The sequence below is a fragment of the Streptomyces sp. 11x1 genome (assembly GCF_032598905.1).
GTDB lineage: Bacteria > Actinomycetota > Actinomycetes > Streptomycetales > Streptomycetaceae > Streptomyces.
Genome location: NZ_CP122458.1, coordinates 732,212 through 752,303 on the forward strand (window position 1 = coordinate 732,212; position 20,092 = coordinate 752,303).

A 20,092-nucleotide genomic window follows, 5' to 3' on the forward strand; every position below is an offset into this window, starting at 1 on the left:
GGCGCAGGTGGTGTGCAGTCGGTGGACCGCGCCATCAGCGTCCTGGAGATCCTCGCCCAGCGCGGCGAAGCAGGCGTCAGCGAGGTGGCGGCGGAGATCGAGGTGCACAAGTCCACCGCCTTCCGCCTTCTCGGCGCCCTGGAGGCACGCGGCCTGGTGGAACAGGCAGGCGAACGCGGCAAGTACCGGCTCGGCTTCGGCATCGTGCGGCTGGCCGGCGCGGTCACGGGTCGTATCGACATCACCCAGCAGGGCCGTCCCGTCTGCGAACGGCTGGCCGAGGAGATCGGCGAGACGGTCAACATCGCCGTGATGCAGGAGCATTACGCGATCAACCTGTACCAGGTGCGCGGACCGGGAGCCATCACCGCACACAACTGGGTGGGCCAGCTGACCCCCCTGCACGCCACGTCGAGCGGCAAGATCCTGCTGGCCCACCTGCCGGCGAAGGAACGCGCCACGCTGCTCTCGGACTCGGGCCTGAAGAAGGTCACCCCGCACACGATCACCGCGAAGACGAAGCTGGAGAAGAACCTCGCCGCGGCACGGGAGCGGGGCTACGCCTTCACCCTGGAGGAGTTGGAGATCGGTCTGCACGCCATGGCCGCACCGGTTCGCAACCGGGACGGCGAGGTCATCGCCGCCCTCAGCGCCTCCGGCCCCTCCTACCGATTCACCGAGGAGCGTCTGCACGAGCTGTCCTCGGTGCTGCTCGACGGCGCCGCCGAGATCAGCCACCGGATGGGGTTCCTGGGCTGATTCACCCCTGAGAAGTCCCGAGGCGCTCGTTCACCCAGTCGTGGAACGCCCCGATGTGGTGCTCGCTGGGCACCAGCACACCGCCCTTGGCGTACAACCGCGAGCTCATGCCGGGCTGGGTCCGCTCACATGCCTCGAAGTCCTGGAGGTTGACCCGGTCGAAGAGTTCCACGGACCGGCTGACGTCCTTGCCGCTCTCGACGACGTGCGGCAGGTACAGCCAGTCGCACTCGACGATCGTGCGGTCGGCCGCCATCGGGTACATCCGGTGAAAGATCACGTGGTCGGGCACGAGGTTGATGAACACCTGCGGCCGGACGGTGATCGCGTAATAGCGGCGGTCCTGGTCCTCGGCCACCCCCGGGATGCGGTCCAGCCCCTCGGAACCGTCGACGGTGAACCCCTGGACCTCCGCACCGAACTCCGCGCCGTGGCCCACGTAGTACTGGGCCGCATACCCGTCCGCGAACTCCGGCAGCACCTCGGTCAGTTCGGGATGGATCGTGGCGCAGTGATAGCACTCCATGAAGTTCTCGATGATCAGCTTCCAGTTCGCCTTCACGTCGTACGTGATCCGGCGCCCCACGGACAGGTTGCCGATGTCGTACCGCTCGATCGACTCGACGTCGCCGAGCCGCTCGACGACCTCACCGATGACGTCCTCCTCGAAGGACGGCGGGTTCTCCGCGAGACAGATCCAGACATAACCGAGCCATTCGCGCACGGCGACGCTCACCAGGCCGTACTCGGTACGGCCCACGTCGGGCATCTTGGTGAGATTGGGCGCCGCGACGAGCTTGCCGTCCAGACCGTACGTCCAGGCGTGGTACGGACACTGGAAGGCCCGCTTGACCTCGCCCGACTCCTCGGTGCAGAGCCTGGCCCCGCGGTGCCGGCAGACGTTGAAGTACGCGCGGATCGAGTTGTCCCGGGCCCGGGTGACGAGGATGCTCTCGCGGCCCACGTCGACGGTGCGGAAGGCGCCGGGCTTCGCCAGCTCGGAGGCGCGGGCCACACAGAACCACATGGTCTCGAATATGTGCTCCTGCTCCTGGGCGAAGACCACCGGATCGGTGTAGGAGGAGCCGGGGAGAGTGGCGATCAGGCTGTCGGGCAGACCGGTCGAGGTCACGGGGCACTCCTCGGGGAACGTCGCGGAGGGGTGAGGCGGACGCCGGGAGGAACGCCTCCGGTCGGCGTTGTGCATGGAGCAACGCTGCGCGCTGTGGGCAACCGCAGCATGGGGTGACGCCGGGGCGGTGTCAAGACGTGGTGGCGGCCAGCTCCTTGCGCACCCGCATGAACAGCCGCGGCTGGTTCATCCCGAGCACGGCGACGGGCCGGCCTGCGCGCCGATAGACGGCGAGGACGTCGCGGCCCTCGGCCGAGCCCGCCTCGACGGTGACACTGTCGGCCTCGGCCGCGTGGCCGGCGAACTGGATACGGACGCCGTACTGGTCCGACCAGAAGTACGGCGGCCTGGGCACGCCGGGCTCAACGGCGCCCCCCGCCAGCAGGGTGGCGACGGCGGCCTCCGGCCGCTCGCGCGCGCCGGTCCAGTGCTCCACGCGGCGATGGTGGCCCGCGCGGGGGTCGTACCAGTTGGCGCAGTCGCCGACCGCGACCACACCGGCGAGGCTGGTCCGGCCGTCGGCGCCGCACTTCACGCCATTGTCCAGCGCGATACCGGAACCGGCCAGCCACTCGACGCACGGCCGGGCCCCGACGCCGACGACGACGATGTCGGCGGGAATGCTGCGGCCGTCCTCCAGCAGGACGGCGTCGACCCGGTGCTCGCCGCTCAGGCCCTTGACCCCTACGCCGCACAACAGGCGTACGCCGTGGTCGGCGTGGAGGCCGGAGACGACGGCGCCCATGGTGTCGCCGAGCGGTCCGGCCAGCGGGGTCGAGGCCGCCTCGACGACGGTCACCTCCAGGCCGAGGGTGTACGCGGTGGAGGCGACCTCGGCGCCGATGAAGCCGCCGCCGATCACCACCAGGCGTCCGCCGCGGGCCAGTTCGTCCCGCAGGGCGCGGGCGTCGTCCAGGGTGCGCAGGGTGTGCACTCCGGCGAGGCCCTCCGAGCCGGGCAGGGCCCGCGCGACGGCGCCGGTGGCGATGACGAAGCCGTCGGCGCGCACCTCATGCCCGTCGGTGAGGCGGACGGTGCGCGCGGTGTGGTCGAGTCCGGTGGCGCGGGTGCCGAGCAGCCACTCGGCCGCCAGGTCCTCGCCGTCCGTCTCCAGGGCGAGTTCGGCCTCGCCCAGGGTGCCGGCCAGGAACTCCTTGGAGAGCGGGGGCCGGTCGTAGGGGCGGTGCAGTTCGTCGCCGATGACGACCAGGCGCCCGTCGAAGCCCTGCTTGCGCAGGGAGCGAGCCGCCGACAGGCCGGCGAGGGAGGCGCCGACCACGGCGACGGTTCTCACGCGGGACCTCCGGCGAGCCTGGCGGAGATGCAGGGCGGCAGGTTCGGGGCGTCCGTGGAGAGCCGGACGTAGATCATGCCGTCCTCGACGACGACCTCGTGCGTCCGCACCGGCAGCTTGGCCGGCGGGGAGTCGACCGCGCCGGTGCGCAGGTCGAACTTGGAGGCATGCAGCGGGCACTCCACCTCGCAGCCCTCCAGCCAGCCGTCGGCGAGCGAGGCGTCCTGGTGGGTGCAGGTGTCGTCGATGGCGAAGACCTCGCCGTCGTCGGTGTGGAACACCGAGACCGGCGGGTCGATGTCGAGCCGGAAGGCCTCACCTCGCGGGAGATCCGCGAGACGGCACGCGGGAATCATCATGACACCTCGGGTGCATATAGCGAAACGGATTGCGGTAAGCGCAACATCAGTCTGGGGTCGCCCCGAACCCTTGTCAAGGCATCCTGAGGGCACCTCTGAGTCACTTCTCACGTTGCGACATCCACAACTCGCCTCACATAGAACAACGCGAGCCCGGCGGGGTCGTGGCCGCGCGGGGCGGTGCCACGACCCCGCCGGGCGGGCGGGTACGCCGGTCTCAGACGGCGGTGGTGGACTGCGCGGGCTCCTCGGTCCGCTGGGGCGGTACGGGCTCCGTGCCGTCCGCGGACGTAGCGGGGCCGATACGGAGTTCGAAGTCCCCGTCGTACTTCTCGTGGCCGGCGATGACGGCCGTCTCGACGGCCTCCTTGCCCATGCGTCCGCGGATGATGAGCGGATCGTGGCGCAGATCCCGGTTGAGCGCGACGCACAGCCCGATCATCACGAGGGTGAAGGGTGCCGCCGCGAGGATGGTGAGGTTCTGCAGCCCGGTGAGCGCGTCGCCCTTGCCGCCGCCGATGAGCAGCATGACGGCGGCGACCGCTCCGGTCAGCACGCCCCAGAACACCACGACGCCACGGGACGGTTCGAGGCAGCCCCGCTGCGAGAGCGTGCCCATCACGATGGAGGCGGCGTCGGCCCCGGAGACGAAGAAGATGCCGACGAGGATCATGACGACGATGCTCGTCACCGTGGCGATCGGGTACTGCTGGAGCACGTCGAAGAGCTGCCCCTGGGCGGTCGCGGCGTCGTTCAGCCGACCGGAGTCCTGCAGGTGCATCGCCGAGCCGCCGAAGACCGCGAACCAGAGCAGGCTGACGCTGCTGGGGACCAGGATGACTCCGCCGACGAACTGCCGGATGGTGCGGCCGCGGCTGATGCGGGCGATGAACATACCGACGAAGGGCGTCCAGGAGATCCACCACGCCCAGTAGAAGACCGTCCAGCCGGCCAGCCAGTCGGCGACGCCCTCGCCGCTGGAGGCCTCGGTACGGCCCGCCATCTGGGCCAGGTCGCCGAAGAAGGCACCGACGGAGGTGGGCAGCAGGTCGAGGATGAAGATGGTCGGGCCGACCAGGAAGACGAAGAGGGCGAGCCCCACCGCCAGCACCATGTTGGTGTTGGACAGCCACTGGATGCCCTTCTCGATCCCGGACACCGCCGAGGCGACGAACGCCACGGTCAGCACCGCGATCACGACGACCAGCACTCCGGTACCGGCCGAACCCAGCCAGCCCAGCCCGGTGAATCCGCTGCCGATCTGGAGGGCGCCGAGCCCCAGGGACGCCGCCGAGCCGAAGAGGGTGGCGAAGATGGCGAGGGTGTCGATGGCCCGGCCGGGCCATCCGTTCACCCGCTTCTCACCGAGCAACGGCGTGAACACCGCGCTGATCAGCTGGCGACGACCGCGCCGGAAGGTGCTGTAGGCGATGGCGAGACCCACGACCGCGTACATCGCCCACGGGTGGAGCGTCCAGTGGAAAAGGGTGGTGGCCATGGCGGTCTCCATGGCCTGGTTGGCGTCGGCCGGGTCGGTGCCCGGCGGCGGCGTGATGAAGTGGGAGAGCGGCTCGCTCACGCCGTAGAACATCAGGCCGATGCCCATGCCCGCGCTGAACATCATGGCGATCCACGACACCGTGCGGAACTCCGGCTCCTCCCCCTCCTTTCCGAGGGTGATCCGCCCGTAGCGGCTCATCGCCAGCCAGAGGGCGAAGACCACGAAGCCCGAGGCGGCGAGGACGAAGGCCCAGCCGCCGTTGCGGATCGTGCCGTCCAGCAGCTTCCCGGACACACTCTGCAAGGTGTCGGTCGCCGTGGCTCCCCACACGACGAAGGCCAGGGTGAGGGCAGCGGCGACACCGAAGACGACGGGGTCGGTCCGGGGGCGGGCGGTGGCCGCACCGCCTCCCGGCAGATCCTCCCCGATGGAAAGACCTGGGCTCCCGTTCCGTTCGCGGGTTGTGCTCATCAGCTCGTCCTTTCCACAGACGGCAGGGGACGTTCTCTGTCGCGGACGACGGCTGCGCGACCGAGCAGGCAGGGAAACGCGGGGCGCTTCACAGAAGAGCCGAGGTGGCGACCGGCTCCAGACGGACGACGATCGACTTCGACGTGGGGGTGTTGCTGATCGCCGCCGTGGAGTCCAGGGGGACCAGGACGTTGGTCTCGGGGAAATAGGCGGCGCAGCAGTCGCGGGGCGTCGGGTAGGGCACCACGCGGAAGCCCGACGCCCTGCGTTCCACGCCGTCGTCGTACTCGCTGACGATGTCGACGAGGTCCCCGTCGGCCAGGCCGCGGTCGGCCAGGTCGTCGGGATTGACGAAGAGGACCCGGCGGCCCTGGTGGATGCCGCGATAGCGGTCGTCCAGGCCGTAGACGGTGGTGTTGTACTGGTCGTGGGAGCGGAGCGTCTGCAGCAGCAGCCGGCCCGGTGGCACGTGGGGGCTCTCCAGCGCGTTGGCGGTGAAGTTGGCCAGACCCGTGGCGGTGGTGAACCGGCGTTCGTCGCGGGGCGGGTGGGGCAGGGCGAAGCCGCCCGGCCGTCGCACCCGGTGGTTGAAGTCCTGGAAGCCGGGGATCACGCGGGCGATGCGGTCGCGAACGGTGTCGTAGTCCGCCTCGAAGTCCTCCCAGGGGATGTGCGCGCCCGCTTCCCCGAGCGCGGCCCGTGCCATCCGGCAGATGATCGCGACCTCGCTCAGCAGGTGTTCGGAGGCGGGGGTGAGTCGCCCTCGGGAGAGGTGCACCATGCCCATGGAGTCCTCGACCGTGACGAGCTGGGGCCCGCCGGGCCGCAGGTCGGCCTCGGTCCGGCCGAGGCACGGGAGGATGAGCGCCTGGTCGCCGGCGATGACGTGCGAGCGGTTGAGCTTGGTGGAGATCTGCACGGTGAGGCGGCAGTTGCGCAGGGCCCGCTCGGTCTGGTCGGTGTCGGGCGCGGCGGCGACGAAGTTGCCGCCGAGGGCGACGAAGACGCGTACGTCGCCGTCGCGCATGGCGCGGATACTCTCGACCGCGTCGTGGCCGTGGCGCCTCGGGGGCGTGAAAGCGAACTCGGCGCCGAGCGCGTCGAGGAACGCGTCGTCCGGTTTCTCGTAGATGCCCATGGTGCGGTCGCCCTGCACGTTGGAGTGGCCGCGCACCGGGCAGAGACCGGCCCCGGGGCGGCCGATGTTGCCGCGCAGCAGGAGGAAGTTGACCACGTCCCGGATGGTAGGGACCGAGTGCTTGTGCTGGGTGAGGCCCATCGCCCAGCAGACGACGATCTTCTCGGCGGCCAGCACCTCGCCGAAGGCGGCCCGGATCTCCTCCTCGGGCAGACCGGTGGCGGAGAGGATCTCGTCCCACGGCGCCTTGCGGGCGTGCTCGGCGAACTCCTGGAAGCCGTGCGTGTGACGTTCGATGAAGGAGGTGTCGAGGCAGGTGCCGGGGGCCTCGTCCTCCGTCTCCAGCAGCATCCGGTTGAAGGCCTGGAACAGCGCCTGGTCCCCGCCCAGCCTGATCTGCAGGAACAGGTCGGCCAGGCGGGTGCCGCCACCGAGGACGCCGGACGGCTTCTGGGGGTTCTTGAACCGCAGCAGCCCCGCCTCGGGCAGGGGGTTGACCGCGATGATCCGGGCGCCCCGGCGCTTGGCGGTCTCCAGCGAGGAGAGCATCCGGGGGTGGTTGGTGCCGGGGTTCTGGCCGACCACCAGGATGAGGTCCGCGTCGTGGAGGTCCTCCAGGGTGACGCTGCCCTTGCCGATCCCGATGGTCTCCGTCAGGGCCGAACCGCTGGATTCGTGGCACATGTTGGAGCAGTCGGGCAGGTTGTTGGTGCCGAGCATCCGGACGAAGAGCTGGTAGAGGAACGCGGCCTCGTTGGCGGCCCGGCCGGAGGTGTAGAAGGCGGCCTGCTCGGGCCGGTCGAGCGCGGCGAGTTCACGGGCGATCACGGCGAACGCGTCGTCCCAGGAGATCGGCCGGTAGCGGTCGTCGCCGGCCGCGCGGTACATGGGGTGGGTCAGCCGGCCCTGCTGTCCGAGCCAGTGGTCGCTGCCGGGGAGCAGGTCCTCCAGCGTGTGCTCGGCGAAGAAGTCCGGCGTGACCCGGCGGACGGTGGCCTCCTCGGCCACGGCCTTGGCCCCGTTCTCGCAGAACTCCGCCCGGTGGCGGTGCTCCGGCTCGGGCCAGGCGCACCCCGGACAGTCGAAGCCCTCCTTCTGGTTGACCCGGAGGAGGGTGAGCAGGCCCCGGCGGGCGCCCATCTGCTCGCCGGCGTGCCGGAGGGAGGAGGTGACCGCGGGGATGCCGGCGGCGTACTCCTTCGGGGGGCCGACCCGCAGCCGGGCGTCGCCGGGGTCCTCGACAGGTGCGTTGCGAGTCATCTGAAGCGCCACACTCCGGGATGTAGGGGAATCGGAGCCGTTCCGTGTCGCCGGGCCTCTCGGCCCGGCGGGCGGGCCGCCGCCGGACATCGGGGTTGCGAACTGCACAACAGTGCCGCGATACGCAACGAGAACAAGAAAGCGTGACGCGTGATCCCTGTCAAGACCGGCGCGGCACCGGATCGACACGCGGCGCCACGGCCGGACGCGCCGCCGGCCGACCGCGGCTCGGGTCCCGGGACACGGCGACGAGCCGTGGTCGGGCGTCCGACCGCGGCTCGTCCGTCGCGCTCCGCGGCTACGCCGACGTGGCCGCGGTCCGCTCTGTCACCCGCCCGTCAGAGGACCACCACCGAGCGCAGGACGTCGCCGCCGTGCATCCGCTCGAAGGCCTTCTCGACCTCGCCGAGCGCGATGGTCTCCGTGACGAAGGTGTCCAGGTCCAGGCGCTTCTGCAGATAGAGGTCGATGAGCATGGGGAAGTCGCGGTCGGGCAGGCAGTCGCCGTACCAGGAGGACTTCAGGGCTCCGCCACGGCCGAAGACGTCCAGGAGGGGCAGTTCGAGCTTCATCTCCGGAGTCGGCACGCCGACGAGAACGACCGTGCCGGCCAGGTCACGGGCGTAGAAGGCCTGCTTGTAGGTCTCCGGGCGGCCGACCGCCTCGATGACGACGTCGGCGCCGAAACCACCGGTCAGCTCGCGGATCGCCTCGACGGCGTCGGTCTCGCGGGAGTTGACGGCGTGGGTGGCGCCCAGCTTCCTGGCGGTTTCCAGCTTGTGGTCGTCGATGTCCACCGCGATGATCTTCGCGGCGCCCGCCAGCTCGGATCCGAGGACCGCCGCGGCGCCGACGCCGCCGCAGCCGATGACGGCGACCGTGTCGCCCCGGCCGACGTTCCCGGTGTTGATCGCGGCCCCGATGCCCGCCATCACCCCGCAGCCCAGCAGTCCGGCCACCGCCGGCGACGCGGCCCGGTCGACCTTGGTGCACTGGCCCGCGGCGACGAGCGTCTTCTCCGCGAAGGCGCCGATGCCCAGCGCCGGGGAGAGCTCGGTGCCGTCGAGCAGGGTCATCTTCTGCGTCGCGTTGTGGGTGGCGAAGCAGTACCAGGGTCGACCGCGCCGACAGGCCCGGCAACTGCCGCACACCGCACGCCAGTTGAGGATGACGAAATCACCGGGTGCGACATCCGTGACCCCCTCCCCCACCGACTCCACCACACCGGCCGCCTCATGGCCGAGCAGGAAGGGGAAGTCGTCGTTGATCCCGCCCTCGCGGTAGTGCAGATCGGTGTGGCAGACCCCGCAGGCCTCGACCTTCACCAGCGCCTCACCCGGCCCGGGGTCCGGCACGACGATCGTTTCCAGGCTGACGGGGGCACCCTTGCCCCGCGCGACGACAGCACGGACCTGGTGAGCCATGGCCACTCCTCGGCTGGTACGAGACCTGCGTCTGATGTTTCTCATCGCGATACGTATAGCGCGTACCGCAACACAGCATCGTGGAGTGCCGACCGGGGGTCAAGAAGTTCCACGGTCGTCCGCGCCGCGCGGGAGCTACGCGCCCCGCTCCTCGTCGGTGAGTGCCTGCTCGGCCCAGATGGTCTTGCCCGTGCGGGTGTGGCGGCTGCCCCAGCGCTGGGTGAGCTGTGCGACGAGCAGGAGGCCCCGGCCGCCCTCGTCGAAGGCACGGGCCCGGCGCATGTGCGGAGCGGTGGCGCTGGAGTCGGAGACCTCGCAGATGAGGGTGGCCTCGCGGATCAACCGCAGCTGGATCGGTGACCCCCCGTAGCGGATGGCGTTGGTGACCAGTTCGCTGACGACGAGTTCGGTGACGAAGGTGAGTTCCTCCAGCCTCCAGGCGGCGAGCTGGTCGCAGGCCAGTTTGCGGGCCCGCCCCACGGAAGCGGGATCGGCGGGAACGTCCCAGACGGCGACCCGGTCGGCGTCCAGGGCCCGGGTCCGGGCCAGCAGCAGGGCCACGTCGTCGACGGGGCGGTCCGTCAGCAGGCTCCCCAGGACTGCGTCGCAGGTCTCCTCCAGCGGACGGCCCGTGCCACAGAGTGCCTGGCGCAGCCGGTCGAGCCCCTCGTCCAGATCGCGGCCCGCCGCCTGGACCAGGCCGTCGGTGTACAGGGCGAACACGCTGCCCTCGGGGACGTCGAACTCCGCGGTCTCGAAGGGCAGCCCGCCCACGCCCAGCGGCGGCCCGATCGGCAGGTCGAGGAAGGCGGCCTCGCCGTCCGGGGCGATCAGGGCCGGCGGCGGGTGGCCCGCCCGGGCCATGGAGCAGCGGCGCGCGACGGGGTCGTACACGGCGTACAGGCAGGTGGCCCCGATCTCGCCCGGGCTCTCCGTGTCCGCCTCCTCGGCCTCGTCCGCCGTCCGCTCCGAGTCCAGCCGCAGCACGATGTCGTCGAGCTGGGTGAGCAGCTCGTCGGGGGCGAGGTCGACGTCGGCCAGGGTGCGTACGGCCGTCCGGAGCCGGCCCATGGTGGCGGACGCCTGGACGCCGTGGCCGACGACATCGCCCACGACCAGCCCCACCCGGGCTCCGGACAGCGGGATGACGTCGAACCAGTCGCCCCCGATGCCGGCGCGGGTACTGGCCGGCTGGTAACGGGAGGCGACCTCGACGGCGGCCTGCCGGGGCGCGCGGTGCGGCAGGAGGCTGCGTTGCAGTTCGAGGGCGATGGCGCGCTCTCGGGTGTAGCGGCGCGCGTTGTCGACACAGACAGCGGCGTGGGCGGCGAGCTCCTCGGCCAGCAGCAGGTCGTCCTCGCCGAAGGGCTCGGCCGTGCGATGCCGGGAGAGGATCGACAGGCCGAGGGTGAGGCCGCGGGCGCGCAGGGGCACGGCCATCATCGAGTGGATGCCGTGGACCTCGATGCTGCGGGCCCGCTCCGGTGAGCCCCCCGCCCAGCGCAGCCTGGTGACGTCGTCGGCCTCGTACAGCAGGGCGCGCCCGGTGGCCAGCGCGCGGCCCGACGGCGACTCCTCGTCGTAGGTGTGCCGGGTGCCGACCGGGACGACGGCCTCGGGGCAGCCCTCCAGCACGGACCGGTGGGCGGCGCGGCGGAAGACCAGCCGGTCCGCGTCGGGCGAGGGGGTGGCCTCCTCACCGGCGAGCACGGAGTCCAGCAGGTCCACGATGACGAAGTCGGCCAGATGGTCCGTGCACACCTCGGCGAGTTCCTCGGCGGTTCGGGACACGTCGAGGGTGGAGCCGATCCGGTTGCTGGACTCGTTGAGCATGCTCAGTCGTCGGCGGGCCAGGAACTGCTCCGTGCTGTCGATCGCCGCCAGGCACATGCCCCTTACTTCGCCGGAGGCGTCCTTCAACGGGCTGAGGGAGACCAGCCACGCGTGTTCGTGTGCCTCACCCGGTGCGCGCAGCCATGCCTCGTACGGCATCGGCTCACCCGTTCGCAGCACCCGCCGCACCACGTCGTCGAGGCCTTCGAAGCCCGGCAGCCGGCGCTGCCCGTCGACGGACACCCCCACCCGCCGGCCGAGCAGGTCCTGCTGCGGCCTGCCCATCACCCGCTCCATGGCCGAGTTCGCCGTCACCGCGAGCCCGTCCTGGTCGAAGAGCGCGATCGGGACGGGGAGCTGGTCCAGGGCCCACCGGCGCAGCCGGGCGGCGGGCTCCGGCACCGTGGCCGTCAGGAACCACTGCGTCCGGCCCGCGGAGTCCAGCAGGGGATGCGCCTGAAGCTCCAGCTCCACGTCGTGACCGTCCCGGTGCCGTGCGTGCACGGGGCCGCGCCAGTCGGCCGGTTCGCTGAGACGGCTGCGCGCCGCCGCGGGCAGCGCCCGGGCCAGCAGGTCGGCCGCGCGGCGGCCGAGCACCTCGCCGTGCTCGTAGCCGAGCACCCGTCGCGCGCCGGCACTCCACGCGATCACCAGCCCCCTGGCGTCGACCGCGGCCGTGGCGACACCGTGCTCGCCCATCGTTCCTTCTCTCCGTACGACCGGAGCCGTGGTCCCTAGGCTCACAGATCGACTGCGGGGCACTCTTCCAAGCTTCATTGTGCGCCGGACGCGCCAGGCGTGGCGCGCGACCACCCGGAGCACCCGCGCTCCTACCCTGCCACGTCCCGTGCCTCCCGGATGCCCGCTTGCGACGTCGTCCGGCGGCCGCGCTCGCCTCGTGTCTCGCCGAGGAGGGTGGTGGAGCCGGGTACTCGAGACATGGCGGCTCCGACCGCTGGACGACGACGAACAATCTGTTGGTCGAATTCACCGCAGGCGTGCGGCAGTCGAGGCGCAAGGCCGGGAATCCGCCGTACCGGGGACTGGCGGACCAGGCGCACTGCTCGATCTCGACCCTCTCCTCCGCCGTGTCCGGACGGCGGCTGCCCACACTGGCGGTGACACCGGCCTGCTGCCGTGCCGGTGCCGGGGACACCGAGGAGTGGCGGGAGCACCGGCGGGAGGCGCCCGAGCTGCTGGGCGAGGTGGCCCCCCGGGGGCCGAACGGCGGCAGTACTTCCGCACTGGGCGTACCGTCCGCTCTGCGGGGATCGAGGGGATCGACGCGACCGGGCGCCCGAGTGCCGTCCGCTCGGCGGGCCCGGCGGAGAGTGGGGACACCTTGGTGGAGTCGAAGGGCTGCGCGGCGGAGGCTCGGGGGCGGCGCCGCGGCCTGTTCGTCGGGTTGTGCACCTTGGACGTCGTGCAGCTCGTCGACCGGGTGCCGGGGGCGAACGAGAAACTGACGGCACGCGAGCAGTTGGTGGCGGCGGGCGGTCCCGCGGCGAACGCGGCGGTCGCGTTCGCCCATCTGGGCGGTTCGGCCACCCTGCTCACGGCGATCGGCCGCCATGCGCTGGGGGCTGCCGTCACCGCGGACCTGGCCCGGCTGGGCGTGACCGTGGTGGACCTGGCGGCCGACTCGGTCGAGCCGCCCGCCGTGTCGTCCGTGCTGGTGACCGCGTCGAGCGGCGACCGGGCCGTCGTCTCGACCAATGCGACGGGACACCGGGTCGACCCGCCGGACGACCTCGCCGCGCTGGTGGCGGCCTGCGACATCGTGGAGTTCGACGGCCACCACATGGGACTGGCCTTGGCCGCCGCCCGGGAGGCGCGGGCCGCCGGCCGTCGGACCGTGCTGGACGGCGGCAGCTGGAAGGCCGGGACGGAGCGGCTGTTGCCGTCGATCGACGTGGCCGTCTGCTCGGAGGACTTCCGCCCGCCCGGCACGGACACGCCGAGGAGCACGCCCGTCGACATCCTGCGGTTCCTGCGGGACCACGGGGTCTCCCGGTCGGCGGTCAGCCGGGGCGGGCGGTCCCTGATGTGGGCGGGCCCCGACGGCGGGGGCACCGTGGCCGTCCCCGCGGTACGGGTGGCGGACACGCTGGGCGCGGGTGACGTCCTGCACGGGGCCCTCGTCCACGGCCTCGCGGGGCACACCGTGTTGACGTCGGACGCTTTCGTCGAGGCCCTGCGCGAAGCGACGGCGGTGGCCTCGCGGGCGTGCGCGTCGTTCGGGACACGGGCGTGGCTGCGCGAGGGGTGAGCCGACGGCCGTGCCGGCGGTCGGCGCGCCGGCCGTCAGCCCCGACCTCCCGCTCACCCGCGTCGGTCGACGCACCCGGTGAGGCCCGGACCCATGTTCCGAACCCGGCGGCCGGCCGCAACGCGGGCGCGAAGCCTACGCCCGCGGGAGGTACGAGGCCGGTCAGGAGGCCACGGTGGACGGGAGGGGGTGGACGGCCTGGGGAGCGGGGGCCGTCTCACGGACGACGGGAGGAGCGGGGGTCGTCTCACGGACGACGGGGGAAGCGGGGGTCGTCTCACGGGCCGCCAGGCAGTCTTCGAGGAACGCGAGTGCGCGCAGATGGTAGGCGCGGGCGGCCCGTCCGAGGCTGATGTTGTGTCCGGCCCCCGGCTGACGCTCGACGCTCACCCGCGGGGCGGCCGTGAAGTGCGCGGCCAGATCGTCGAGGGCCTCGTCGTCATGGCGCCACCAGCTCTCGTGCTCGGCGAAGGTCAGCCGTACCGGCACACGGACGCGGGGAGCCGTGGAGCGGAACAGCAGCGGCCAGCGGGCCAGTTCGGCCCGCTCCAGTGCGGGCACGGGCTCGACGATCGAGCCGCTCTCCCGGAAGGTGCCCGAGGGATAGAGCCGCAGCGGCCCCCAACTCCGCCGCAGTTGCCCGCCGTTGTGGGCGGTGGGCAGTTCGTGCGGCTCGACGGCGTACAGATGGCCGCAGCCGGAGATGTCGATCCCGAGCAGGTGCGGCGAGCCGGGGTCGGCGGCCGCGGTGAGGGCCACCTTGCCGCCGTAGGAGTGGGCGAGCAGGAACAGGCCGGCGCCCGTGTCGTGGCGGGAGGTGAAGTCGCGCAGCGCCGCGCGCAGCGAGAGAGCCTGTTCCGCCAGGCCCTGGCCCTCGGGCAGCCGGGCGGCGGAGTGCCGGTAGCCCGGCCGGTCGACGGCCAGGACGGTGTGGCCGAGGCTCGCCCCCAGGGTGAGCAGCGACTGCTGGGGATGGGCCCGGCAGTCGAAGTAGCCCGCGTTCATGCCGCCGCCGTGCACCGCGACCACGACGGCGCGCGGGGAGCCGCCGGGCGGCTCGCTGAGCAGCGCGGAGAGCGGCAGTCCGGCCGCGTCCAGGGTGATCCGGCGTGCCCCGTGCGGGGACTCGTGGGCCGGTCCGGTCATGGGCGTTCTCCTCCGTGGCTCAGTGTCGGCGGGTACCTGCGGCCACCGGCCGAGGTCAGGGTCCCCCGTCCCGCCGATGCCCGCACCCGGGCCGCCGCGGGCGGGTGAACGAGCGTCACGAAACGGGCGCCGCCCATTCCACGAACTGGACGACCACACCGCTGGGGTCGGTGATCTGGAAGAGGCGCTCGCCCCAGGGCTCTTCCCGCAGCGGCAGGGTGATGTCGACGCCCGCGGCCCGGGGCCTGTCCTCTTCGAGATCGATGCCCGAGTCGAGGGTGAACGCGAGGACGAGCCCGTCGGCGCGCTGGTCGCGCTGATCGGCCGGCCGGACCTCCGTGCCGCGACGCAGCAGGACGATATCGGCGGCGGCGTCGGAACGGCCCAGGAAGGAGAAGCCGTCTGCCGCCATGCGCTCCCCCTCGAAAGGAACCGCGTGCAGATCAATGCCTCCACCGCAACTACTTCCCGCGCAAGGAGGACATGGCCGTCGACCATCAGGACGCGTTCGTCGCGGGCCTGGCCGAGGCCGTGCGCGCCCGTCCCGCCGGGGAGTCCGCCCTCTGCGCGCTGCGCCGCGCCTTCGAGGCCGGGGTCGCCACCCAGGACCCGGGCATCGGTTTCGCCGGCCCGGGCTTCTCCCGGACGGTCCATGAGAGTCCGACCCTCTCGGCCTGCCTGCGCACCCTGCACGACCGGCGCGAGGACGCACTCGCCATCGCACCAGCCGAGGCCACCGGCTCCTCCCCCGAGGACATCACCGCGCGCACCGCCGCGGCCCTCCTCTCCGCGATGCGCCGCGTCCTGATTCCACCGCGTCCAGGAGCTGCCCCTCGCCGGCCGCTCGAACGACGACATCCCCGCAGTCGTCGCGAGCGAAACCGCCGATGCGTTCGGCCTGCTGGAACCGGCCCTCCGGCAGCTACGCGGTGGCCTGAGCGCCACCGCCCGAGCCGGGACGGCGGCGGCGCGGGCGCCCATGTCGGCGGCGGGGCTCCGGCGCGCACAGCAGCCAGGCGGTGAGGGCCGTGGCGAGAACGGCCGCCCACCGCACATGCGCGTCGTCCCAGCGGGGATCGAGCGGGGACACGAAGAGGGCGAAGCGGGGCGGCAGGAGGACACCCGCCATGATCGGGAGCGCCAGTACGGCGCCGGCCACGGCGGGCCCCGGTGCGCGTACCTGGCTGAACCGCACCGCCGCGGCGGCAAGGGCGAGCGCCGCGGCGCACAGGGCGGCGGCCTCGACGGTCACCGCACCCGACGGCAGCGCGGCCCGGCGCGCGGGATCGGCGCCGGCCCGTGCGACGGCCAGGACCGCCGTCCACCACACCACGACCGCCGGGAACACGACGGCCGCACGCAGCGCCTGGCGCAGCGGACGCGGCACGGGCGGGACGCCGGTGGTGTGCCGGGCCGGATCGTCCAGGACGAAGGCGGTCCCCACCGCCCCGCACAGCGCCGCCATCCGCACCACATCGACCAGCACCTCCGCGGGGAGGCCCAGGGAGAGCAGGGCCGGTACGGCGGCGATGACCAGCCCCAGTGCCCAGCCGGCGGCAGCCGTCCTCCACGGCAGCGACCGCGCCGTGGGCCGCAGCAGCGCCACGACCACCGGAAGCCGCCGACCGTCGCGCACCAGAGGCTTCGCCATGCGCACGGAATCTCGCGTCATGCGCACTGGTACTCCCGGTCGTCGGCGGTCTCGGCCGGTGCGGTGACGCCGAGCAGGGCCGCGGCACGGTCGGTGGTCGTACCGGGAGCGGCCAGCTCCGCCCAGGACGCCTTCACCGCGCGCTCCACCTCTCCCCGAGGCCGCGCGAACAGAGCCTGGACGACAGCGAGTTCGCGGCCCCGCAGGGGGACGGCGGTCGCGGGGGCGTGGATCACTCCGGGACTGTTGTGGTCGTCGCCGGTCCTCTCGAACACGGCCTCGCCGTCCCGGGTGGCCTGGACCGCCAGCCACACCACCAGAACGCCCCGCGCGTCGCAGTACGCTCCCTCGTAGCGCTCGTGCCCGACGACGAGGCCCCGGGCGACGCCCGCCGCGAACTCCAGTTCCCGTTCACCGCCCCACGCGGTGGTGGCCGTCACCTCACCGGGCGCGGCGGGCGCGAGCTCCCTGACGCCCGACGGCCCGTCGAGCGCGGCGACCCGCTGCCGTACGGTCAGTGCCCGCTCCGCGTCCGGTGCGCCGGCCAGCGCTCGCACCCGGTCGGTGACCCGGGCCCACTCGTCGATCCAGGGGGTGAACTCGGGGAAGGCGCAGTACGTCGTGGTCCCGTGCCGCTCGCAGTCCTGCACCTTCGCCGGGTCACGGGTCGCCAACTCCCGGGCCGCGCGCACCGCGTCCGAGGGCGCCATGCCCTGGAGGACGACGGCCAGCACGGTCACGCCGAGTGCGCCCAGGGCGGTGGCCCGAACCGCGCGCGTACGGCCCCCGCTCAGCAGCACCGCACCCGCCGTCACCAGGACCGCGAGCGCCAGCAGATACAGCGCGTGGCCCGCAGCCGGCCTGCCCAGCAGGTCGGACGGCAGCGGCCGGGCACCCTCGTCGAACACCACGGGGGCCAGTCCGCGCAGCCAGGCCGGGCTGCTGGAGTCGGCGACGAAGACCACGGTGAGCGCCAGGACGGCGACCACGGCCAGCGGGGCGACGAACGCCGACCGGGCGACCCGGGCGAGCAGCACTCCCACGGCGCCGGGCAGGAGGATCAGCAGCGGACCGGTCGCCAGCTCGGCCACCGAACCGCGGCCGACCGCCCCGGGTTTCAGCGCTGCCGCCGTGAACTGTCCGGCCACGATCAGCGCTCCCACCAGGACGGTCGGCAGCACGGACAGCACATGGGCGACCGTGCGCCGCCACGGCTGCAGGACCAGCACCGAGAAGGACGCGTCCGTGCCGCGCCGGTGGGAGCGGAGCAGCGCCAGATTCACCGCGATCAGCACCGCCAGCCCGAGCAGCAGCTGTCCGAACTGGGTCTCGCGGTCGATGTCCTGGAGGACCGGATGGGCGTCCTCCGGCTCGGCGCCGGGCCACAGGACGAGGGTCAGATACGCCAACAGGGCGATCAGCACGAGGGGGTGGAGCAGCAGACGCCGTGCCTCGACCCGGGCGAGCGCGAGCATGGCCCGTCGGCCGCCCCGGACCCGTACCGGATCCGGCTTCGGTCGCGGCGTCGGCTTCGGGGCGGTCGCGCGGCTGCCGGTGATGGCCGTCATGCCGTCACCTCCGCCACCGGGTCGCCGCCGAGCGTCAGCAGATAGCCGTCCTCCAGCGTCGGTTCGACGAGCCGGGCGCCCTCGGGCGGATCCCCTACGTTGCGGAACTCGCCCGTCCCGGTGCGCCATCCGGCTCTGGCGCCCGGCTGCCGTTGCCCGCTGTGCCACACCCGGCCGTCCGCCACCGCCGTCAGCTCGGCGGCCGTACCGTCGAACCGGACGCGGCCCTTGTCCATCACCACCACCCGGTGGCACAGCATCGCCACGTCCTCGGTCTGGTGGGTGGACAGCAGCACCGTCCGGCCCTCGCCGGCCTCCGCGATCAACTCCCGGAACCGCATGCGCTGTTCGGGGTCCAGGCCGACCGTGGGCTCGTCCAGGACGAGGAAGCCGGGGTCGCCGACCAGGGCCGCCGCGAGGGCGACGCGCTGTCGCATGCCGCCGGAGAGCCGCCGTATCCGCTTGCCGCGCTCGCTCGCGAGTCCGACCGCGTCCAGGACCCGGCGAGCCTCGGTGTGCCGGGCGCGACGGTCGGTCAGTTCCTTGAGGATGGCCACGTAGTCGATGAACTCGAAGGCGGTGAAGTCCGGGTGAAATCCTGGGTTCTGCGGCAGGTAGCCCAGGGTCCTGCGCGCGTTCTGCCGTCCGTGGACCGTGCTCGGATCGTGCCCGAGGACGGTGAACGCGCCGTGGTCGGGGGGCGTCGCCGTCGCCAGGATTCGCAGCAGCGTCGTCTTGCCCGCGCCGTTCGGGCCGAGCAGTCCCGTCACCCCTTCGGTGAACCGCAGCGTCACGTCGTCCACCGCTCTCGTACCGCGATAGCTCAGGGTCAGCCCGGCGGCCGAGACCGTGGGTCGTGTCATGACAGCCTCCAGGCTGTGGATCAGAGGGATCGAGAACGTCGGAGGGAGCGGAGGGAAGGGCCCTGGGCGCAGCCGCTGTCGAAGCGGTCCCGTGCCGCCACCAGCAGCACCGACGCCAGCACCGCGATACCGGCCGCCGCGCCCTGGCCCTGCGCGGTGAAGGGCAGCGGCGTCCCGGACGCCAGCAGTCGGCTCAGCACCACCAGGGCGGTCCAGCCGGCCCCGACCAGCACGGGCGCGAGGACGGGGCCGAGCCGGGCGGTCAGCGCGACGCCCGTCGCGGTCAGCGCGAGCGCCGGCAGCAGCCAGCCGAGCGCCGCCAGGCCGTACGACGGCAGGGCCAGACTCGCCAGCGCGCTGAGCGCCGTCGTCGTCGCCAGCACGGCGACCGCCCGCACCATCAGCAGGCGGAAGGTGTGCATCGGCGCGACCACGGCCGTCTCGTACGTCGGGTCGAGCCCCGGCCCGAAGGAGACCGCGACCCCCGCGAGTGGCAGCAGCGGCGCCGTGGCCAGGAGCATCAGCGGTGACGCGGCCAGGCCCACGCCGACCGCGAGCAGCAGCGTGAGCACCACGGCGCCGAGCCAGGAGCGGCGCAGCACCGGAGTGGCGGCGAGCAGCCGCGCGGTGTGGTCGGCCACCCCCAGCCGGATCAGCGACGACTCGACGGGTCCGGGCCTCGGGGCGTCCAGCGCGGCTTCCAGCCGGGCCCAGCCCGCGCTGATCTCGGCGGGCGGGACGTGGGCCGAGAGGGCGGCCCGGCAGTCGGCGCAGGCCGCGAGGTGCGTCTCGACGGACCACAGCCGGGGGGCCGCGAGCGTTCCGCGGGCGTAGCCCCGCAGGTCCTCGTCGTCGGCGTGCCAGCTCATGTGAGGCCCTCCCGCAGTTGCTTCCGGGCGCGCATGGCCCGGGTCTTGACCGTGCCCGGGGGAATGCCGAGCAGGACCGCCGCCTCACGTGTCGTCAGGCCGTCGATCACGGTGGCCTGGAGGACCGCCCGCAGTTCCGGGGAGAGTCCTGCGAGTGAGCCGGCGAGGTCGCCGTGCTGCACCCGGGCCAGCACCTGTTCCTCGGCCGACGCCTCATCACGCTGCCGCAGCCGGGCGAGTATCTGGCGCAGTCGGCTCCGGGCCCCGTCGCCCCGCAGCGCGTCCACCAGCCGCCGCGACCCGATGCGCCACAGCCAGCCGGCCACGTCGCCTTCACGGTGGTAGCGGGCGGCTCCCCGCCAGACGTCGAGGAACGTCTCCTGTACGACGTCGTCGACCAGCACCGGGTCGGCGCACCGTCCGCGCAGCCGCAGCACGAGCCAGGGCGCGTACCGGCGGTACAGCTCCTCGAAGGCGCGACGATCCCCGTCCGCGACCGCCCGCAACAGCTCGGCGTCGCCCGGACTCCCCCGTTTCAATTCGCTCACACCCCCT

Annotated in this window: 16 protein-coding genes; 2 read left to right on the plus strand and 14 right to left on the minus strand. The window is 72.7% G+C overall.

Features of this window, described 5'->3' with window-relative positions; genetic code table 11:
• Nucleotides 1-12 precede the first annotated feature (12 nt).
• Nucleotides 13-759, plus strand: coding sequence for an IclR family transcriptional regulator (locus P8T65_RS03605; RefSeq protein ID WP_316731465.1), 747 nt, complete (start codon nt 13-15; stop codon nt 757-759).
• 1 nt (nt 760) lies between these two features.
• Here the strand turns inward: P8T65_RS03605 and P8T65_RS03610 are convergent, their stop codons facing one another.
• The 7 genes from P8T65_RS03610 to P8T65_RS03640 form a co-directional block, all read right to left on the minus strand.
• A complete protein-coding gene (locus tag P8T65_RS03610) occupies nt 761-1,891 on the minus strand; it encodes an aromatic ring-hydroxylating dioxygenase subunit alpha (RefSeq protein WP_316723948.1) in 1,131 nt (376 codons plus the stop codon).
• Between the two features lie 130 nt (nt 1,892-2,021).
• Nucleotides 2,022-3,185 carry an FAD-dependent oxidoreductase gene (locus tag P8T65_RS03615; RefSeq protein ID WP_316723949.1) on the minus strand — a complete coding sequence of 388 codons (1,164 nt, stop codon included), beginning with the start codon at nt 3,183-3,185 and terminating at the stop codon, nt 2,022-2,024.
• Nucleotides 3,182-3,544 carry a bifunctional 3-phenylpropionate/cinnamic acid dioxygenase ferredoxin subunit gene (locus P8T65_RS03620; protein WP_316723950.1) on the minus strand — a complete coding sequence of 121 codons (363 nt, stop codon included), beginning with the start codon at nt 3,542-3,544 and terminating at the stop codon, nt 3,182-3,184. The genes P8T65_RS03615 and P8T65_RS03620 overlap by 4 nt, the downstream gene beginning before the upstream one ends.
• 217 nt (nt 3,545-3,761) lie before the next feature.
• The gene (locus P8T65_RS03625; protein WP_316723951.1) at nt 3,762-5,516 is read right to left on the minus strand and encodes a BCCT family transporter; all 1,755 of its coding nucleotides are present in this window, start codon (nt 5,514-5,516) and stop codon (nt 3,762-3,764) included.
• Nucleotides 5,517-5,604: 88 nt separating this feature from the next.
• On the minus strand, nt 5,605-7,914 hold the full coding sequence (locus P8T65_RS03630; protein ID WP_316723952.1) for an FdhF/YdeP family oxidoreductase: 2,310 nt from the start codon (nt 7,912-7,914) through the stop codon (nt 5,605-5,607).
• Between the two features lie 338 nt (nt 7,915-8,252).
• The gene (locus P8T65_RS03635; protein WP_316723953.1) at nt 8,253-9,338 is read right to left on the minus strand and encodes an S-(hydroxymethyl)mycothiol dehydrogenase; all 1,086 of its coding nucleotides are present in this window, start codon (nt 9,336-9,338) and stop codon (nt 8,253-8,255) included.
• 135 nt (nt 9,339-9,473) lie between these two features.
• Nucleotides 9,474-11,870 (minus strand): SpoIIE family protein phosphatase, encoded by a 2,397-nt coding sequence (locus P8T65_RS03640; RefSeq protein ID WP_316723954.1) that lies wholly within the window; start codon nt 11,868-11,870, stop codon nt 9,474-9,476.
• Nucleotides 11,871-12,513: 643 nt separating this feature from the next.
• Here P8T65_RS03640 and P8T65_RS03645 point away from each other — a divergent pair.
• The gene (locus P8T65_RS03645) at nt 12,514-13,440 is read left to right on the plus strand and encodes a PfkB family carbohydrate kinase (protein ID WP_316723955.1); all 927 of its coding nucleotides are present in this window, start codon (nt 12,514-12,516) and stop codon (nt 13,438-13,440) included.
• A gap of 162 nt (nt 13,441-13,602) precedes the next feature.
• Here the strand turns inward: P8T65_RS03645 and P8T65_RS03650 are convergent, their stop codons facing one another.
• The 7 genes from P8T65_RS03650 to P8T65_RS03680 all read right to left on the minus strand — a co-directional run bounded on the left by P8T65_RS03650 (nt 13,603) and on the right by P8T65_RS03680 (nt 20,085).
• Nucleotides 13,603-14,586 carry an alpha/beta hydrolase gene (locus P8T65_RS03650; protein WP_316723956.1) on the minus strand — a complete coding sequence of 328 codons (984 nt, stop codon included), beginning with the start codon at nt 14,584-14,586 and terminating at the stop codon, nt 13,603-13,605.
• Nucleotides 14,587-14,701: 115 nt separating this feature from the next.
• A complete protein-coding gene (locus tag P8T65_RS03655) occupies nt 14,702-14,998 on the minus strand; it encodes a VOC family protein (RefSeq protein ID WP_316723957.1) in 297 nt (98 codons plus the stop codon).
• A 510-nt stretch (nt 14,999-15,508) separates the two neighbouring features.
• Complete coding sequence (locus P8T65_RS03660) at nt 15,509-16,237, minus strand: ABC transporter (RefSeq protein ID WP_316723958.1); 729 nt, start codon at nt 16,235-16,237, stop codon at nt 15,509-15,511.
• 17 nt (nt 16,238-16,254) lie between these two features.
• Entirely contained in the window at nt 16,255-17,805 is a 1,551-nt protein-coding gene (locus tag P8T65_RS03665; protein ID WP_316723959.1) for an ABC transporter permease, read from the minus strand.
• Nucleotides 17,802-18,668 (minus strand): ABC transporter ATP-binding protein, encoded by an 867-nt coding sequence (locus P8T65_RS03670; RefSeq protein WP_316723960.1) that lies wholly within the window; start codon nt 18,666-18,668, stop codon nt 17,802-17,804. The genes P8T65_RS03665 and P8T65_RS03670 overlap by 4 nt, the downstream gene beginning before the upstream one ends.
• A gap of 20 nt (nt 18,669-18,688) precedes the next feature.
• Nucleotides 18,689-19,537 carry a zf-HC2 domain-containing protein gene (locus tag P8T65_RS03675; RefSeq protein ID WP_316723961.1) on the minus strand — a complete coding sequence of 283 codons (849 nt, stop codon included), beginning with the start codon at nt 19,535-19,537 and terminating at the stop codon, nt 18,689-18,691.
• Entirely contained in the window at nt 19,534-20,085 is a 552-nt protein-coding gene (locus P8T65_RS03680) for an RNA polymerase sigma factor (protein WP_316723962.1), read from the minus strand. The genes P8T65_RS03675 and P8T65_RS03680 overlap by 4 nt, the downstream gene beginning before the upstream one ends.
• Nucleotides 20,086-20,092: the final 7 nt, after the last annotated feature.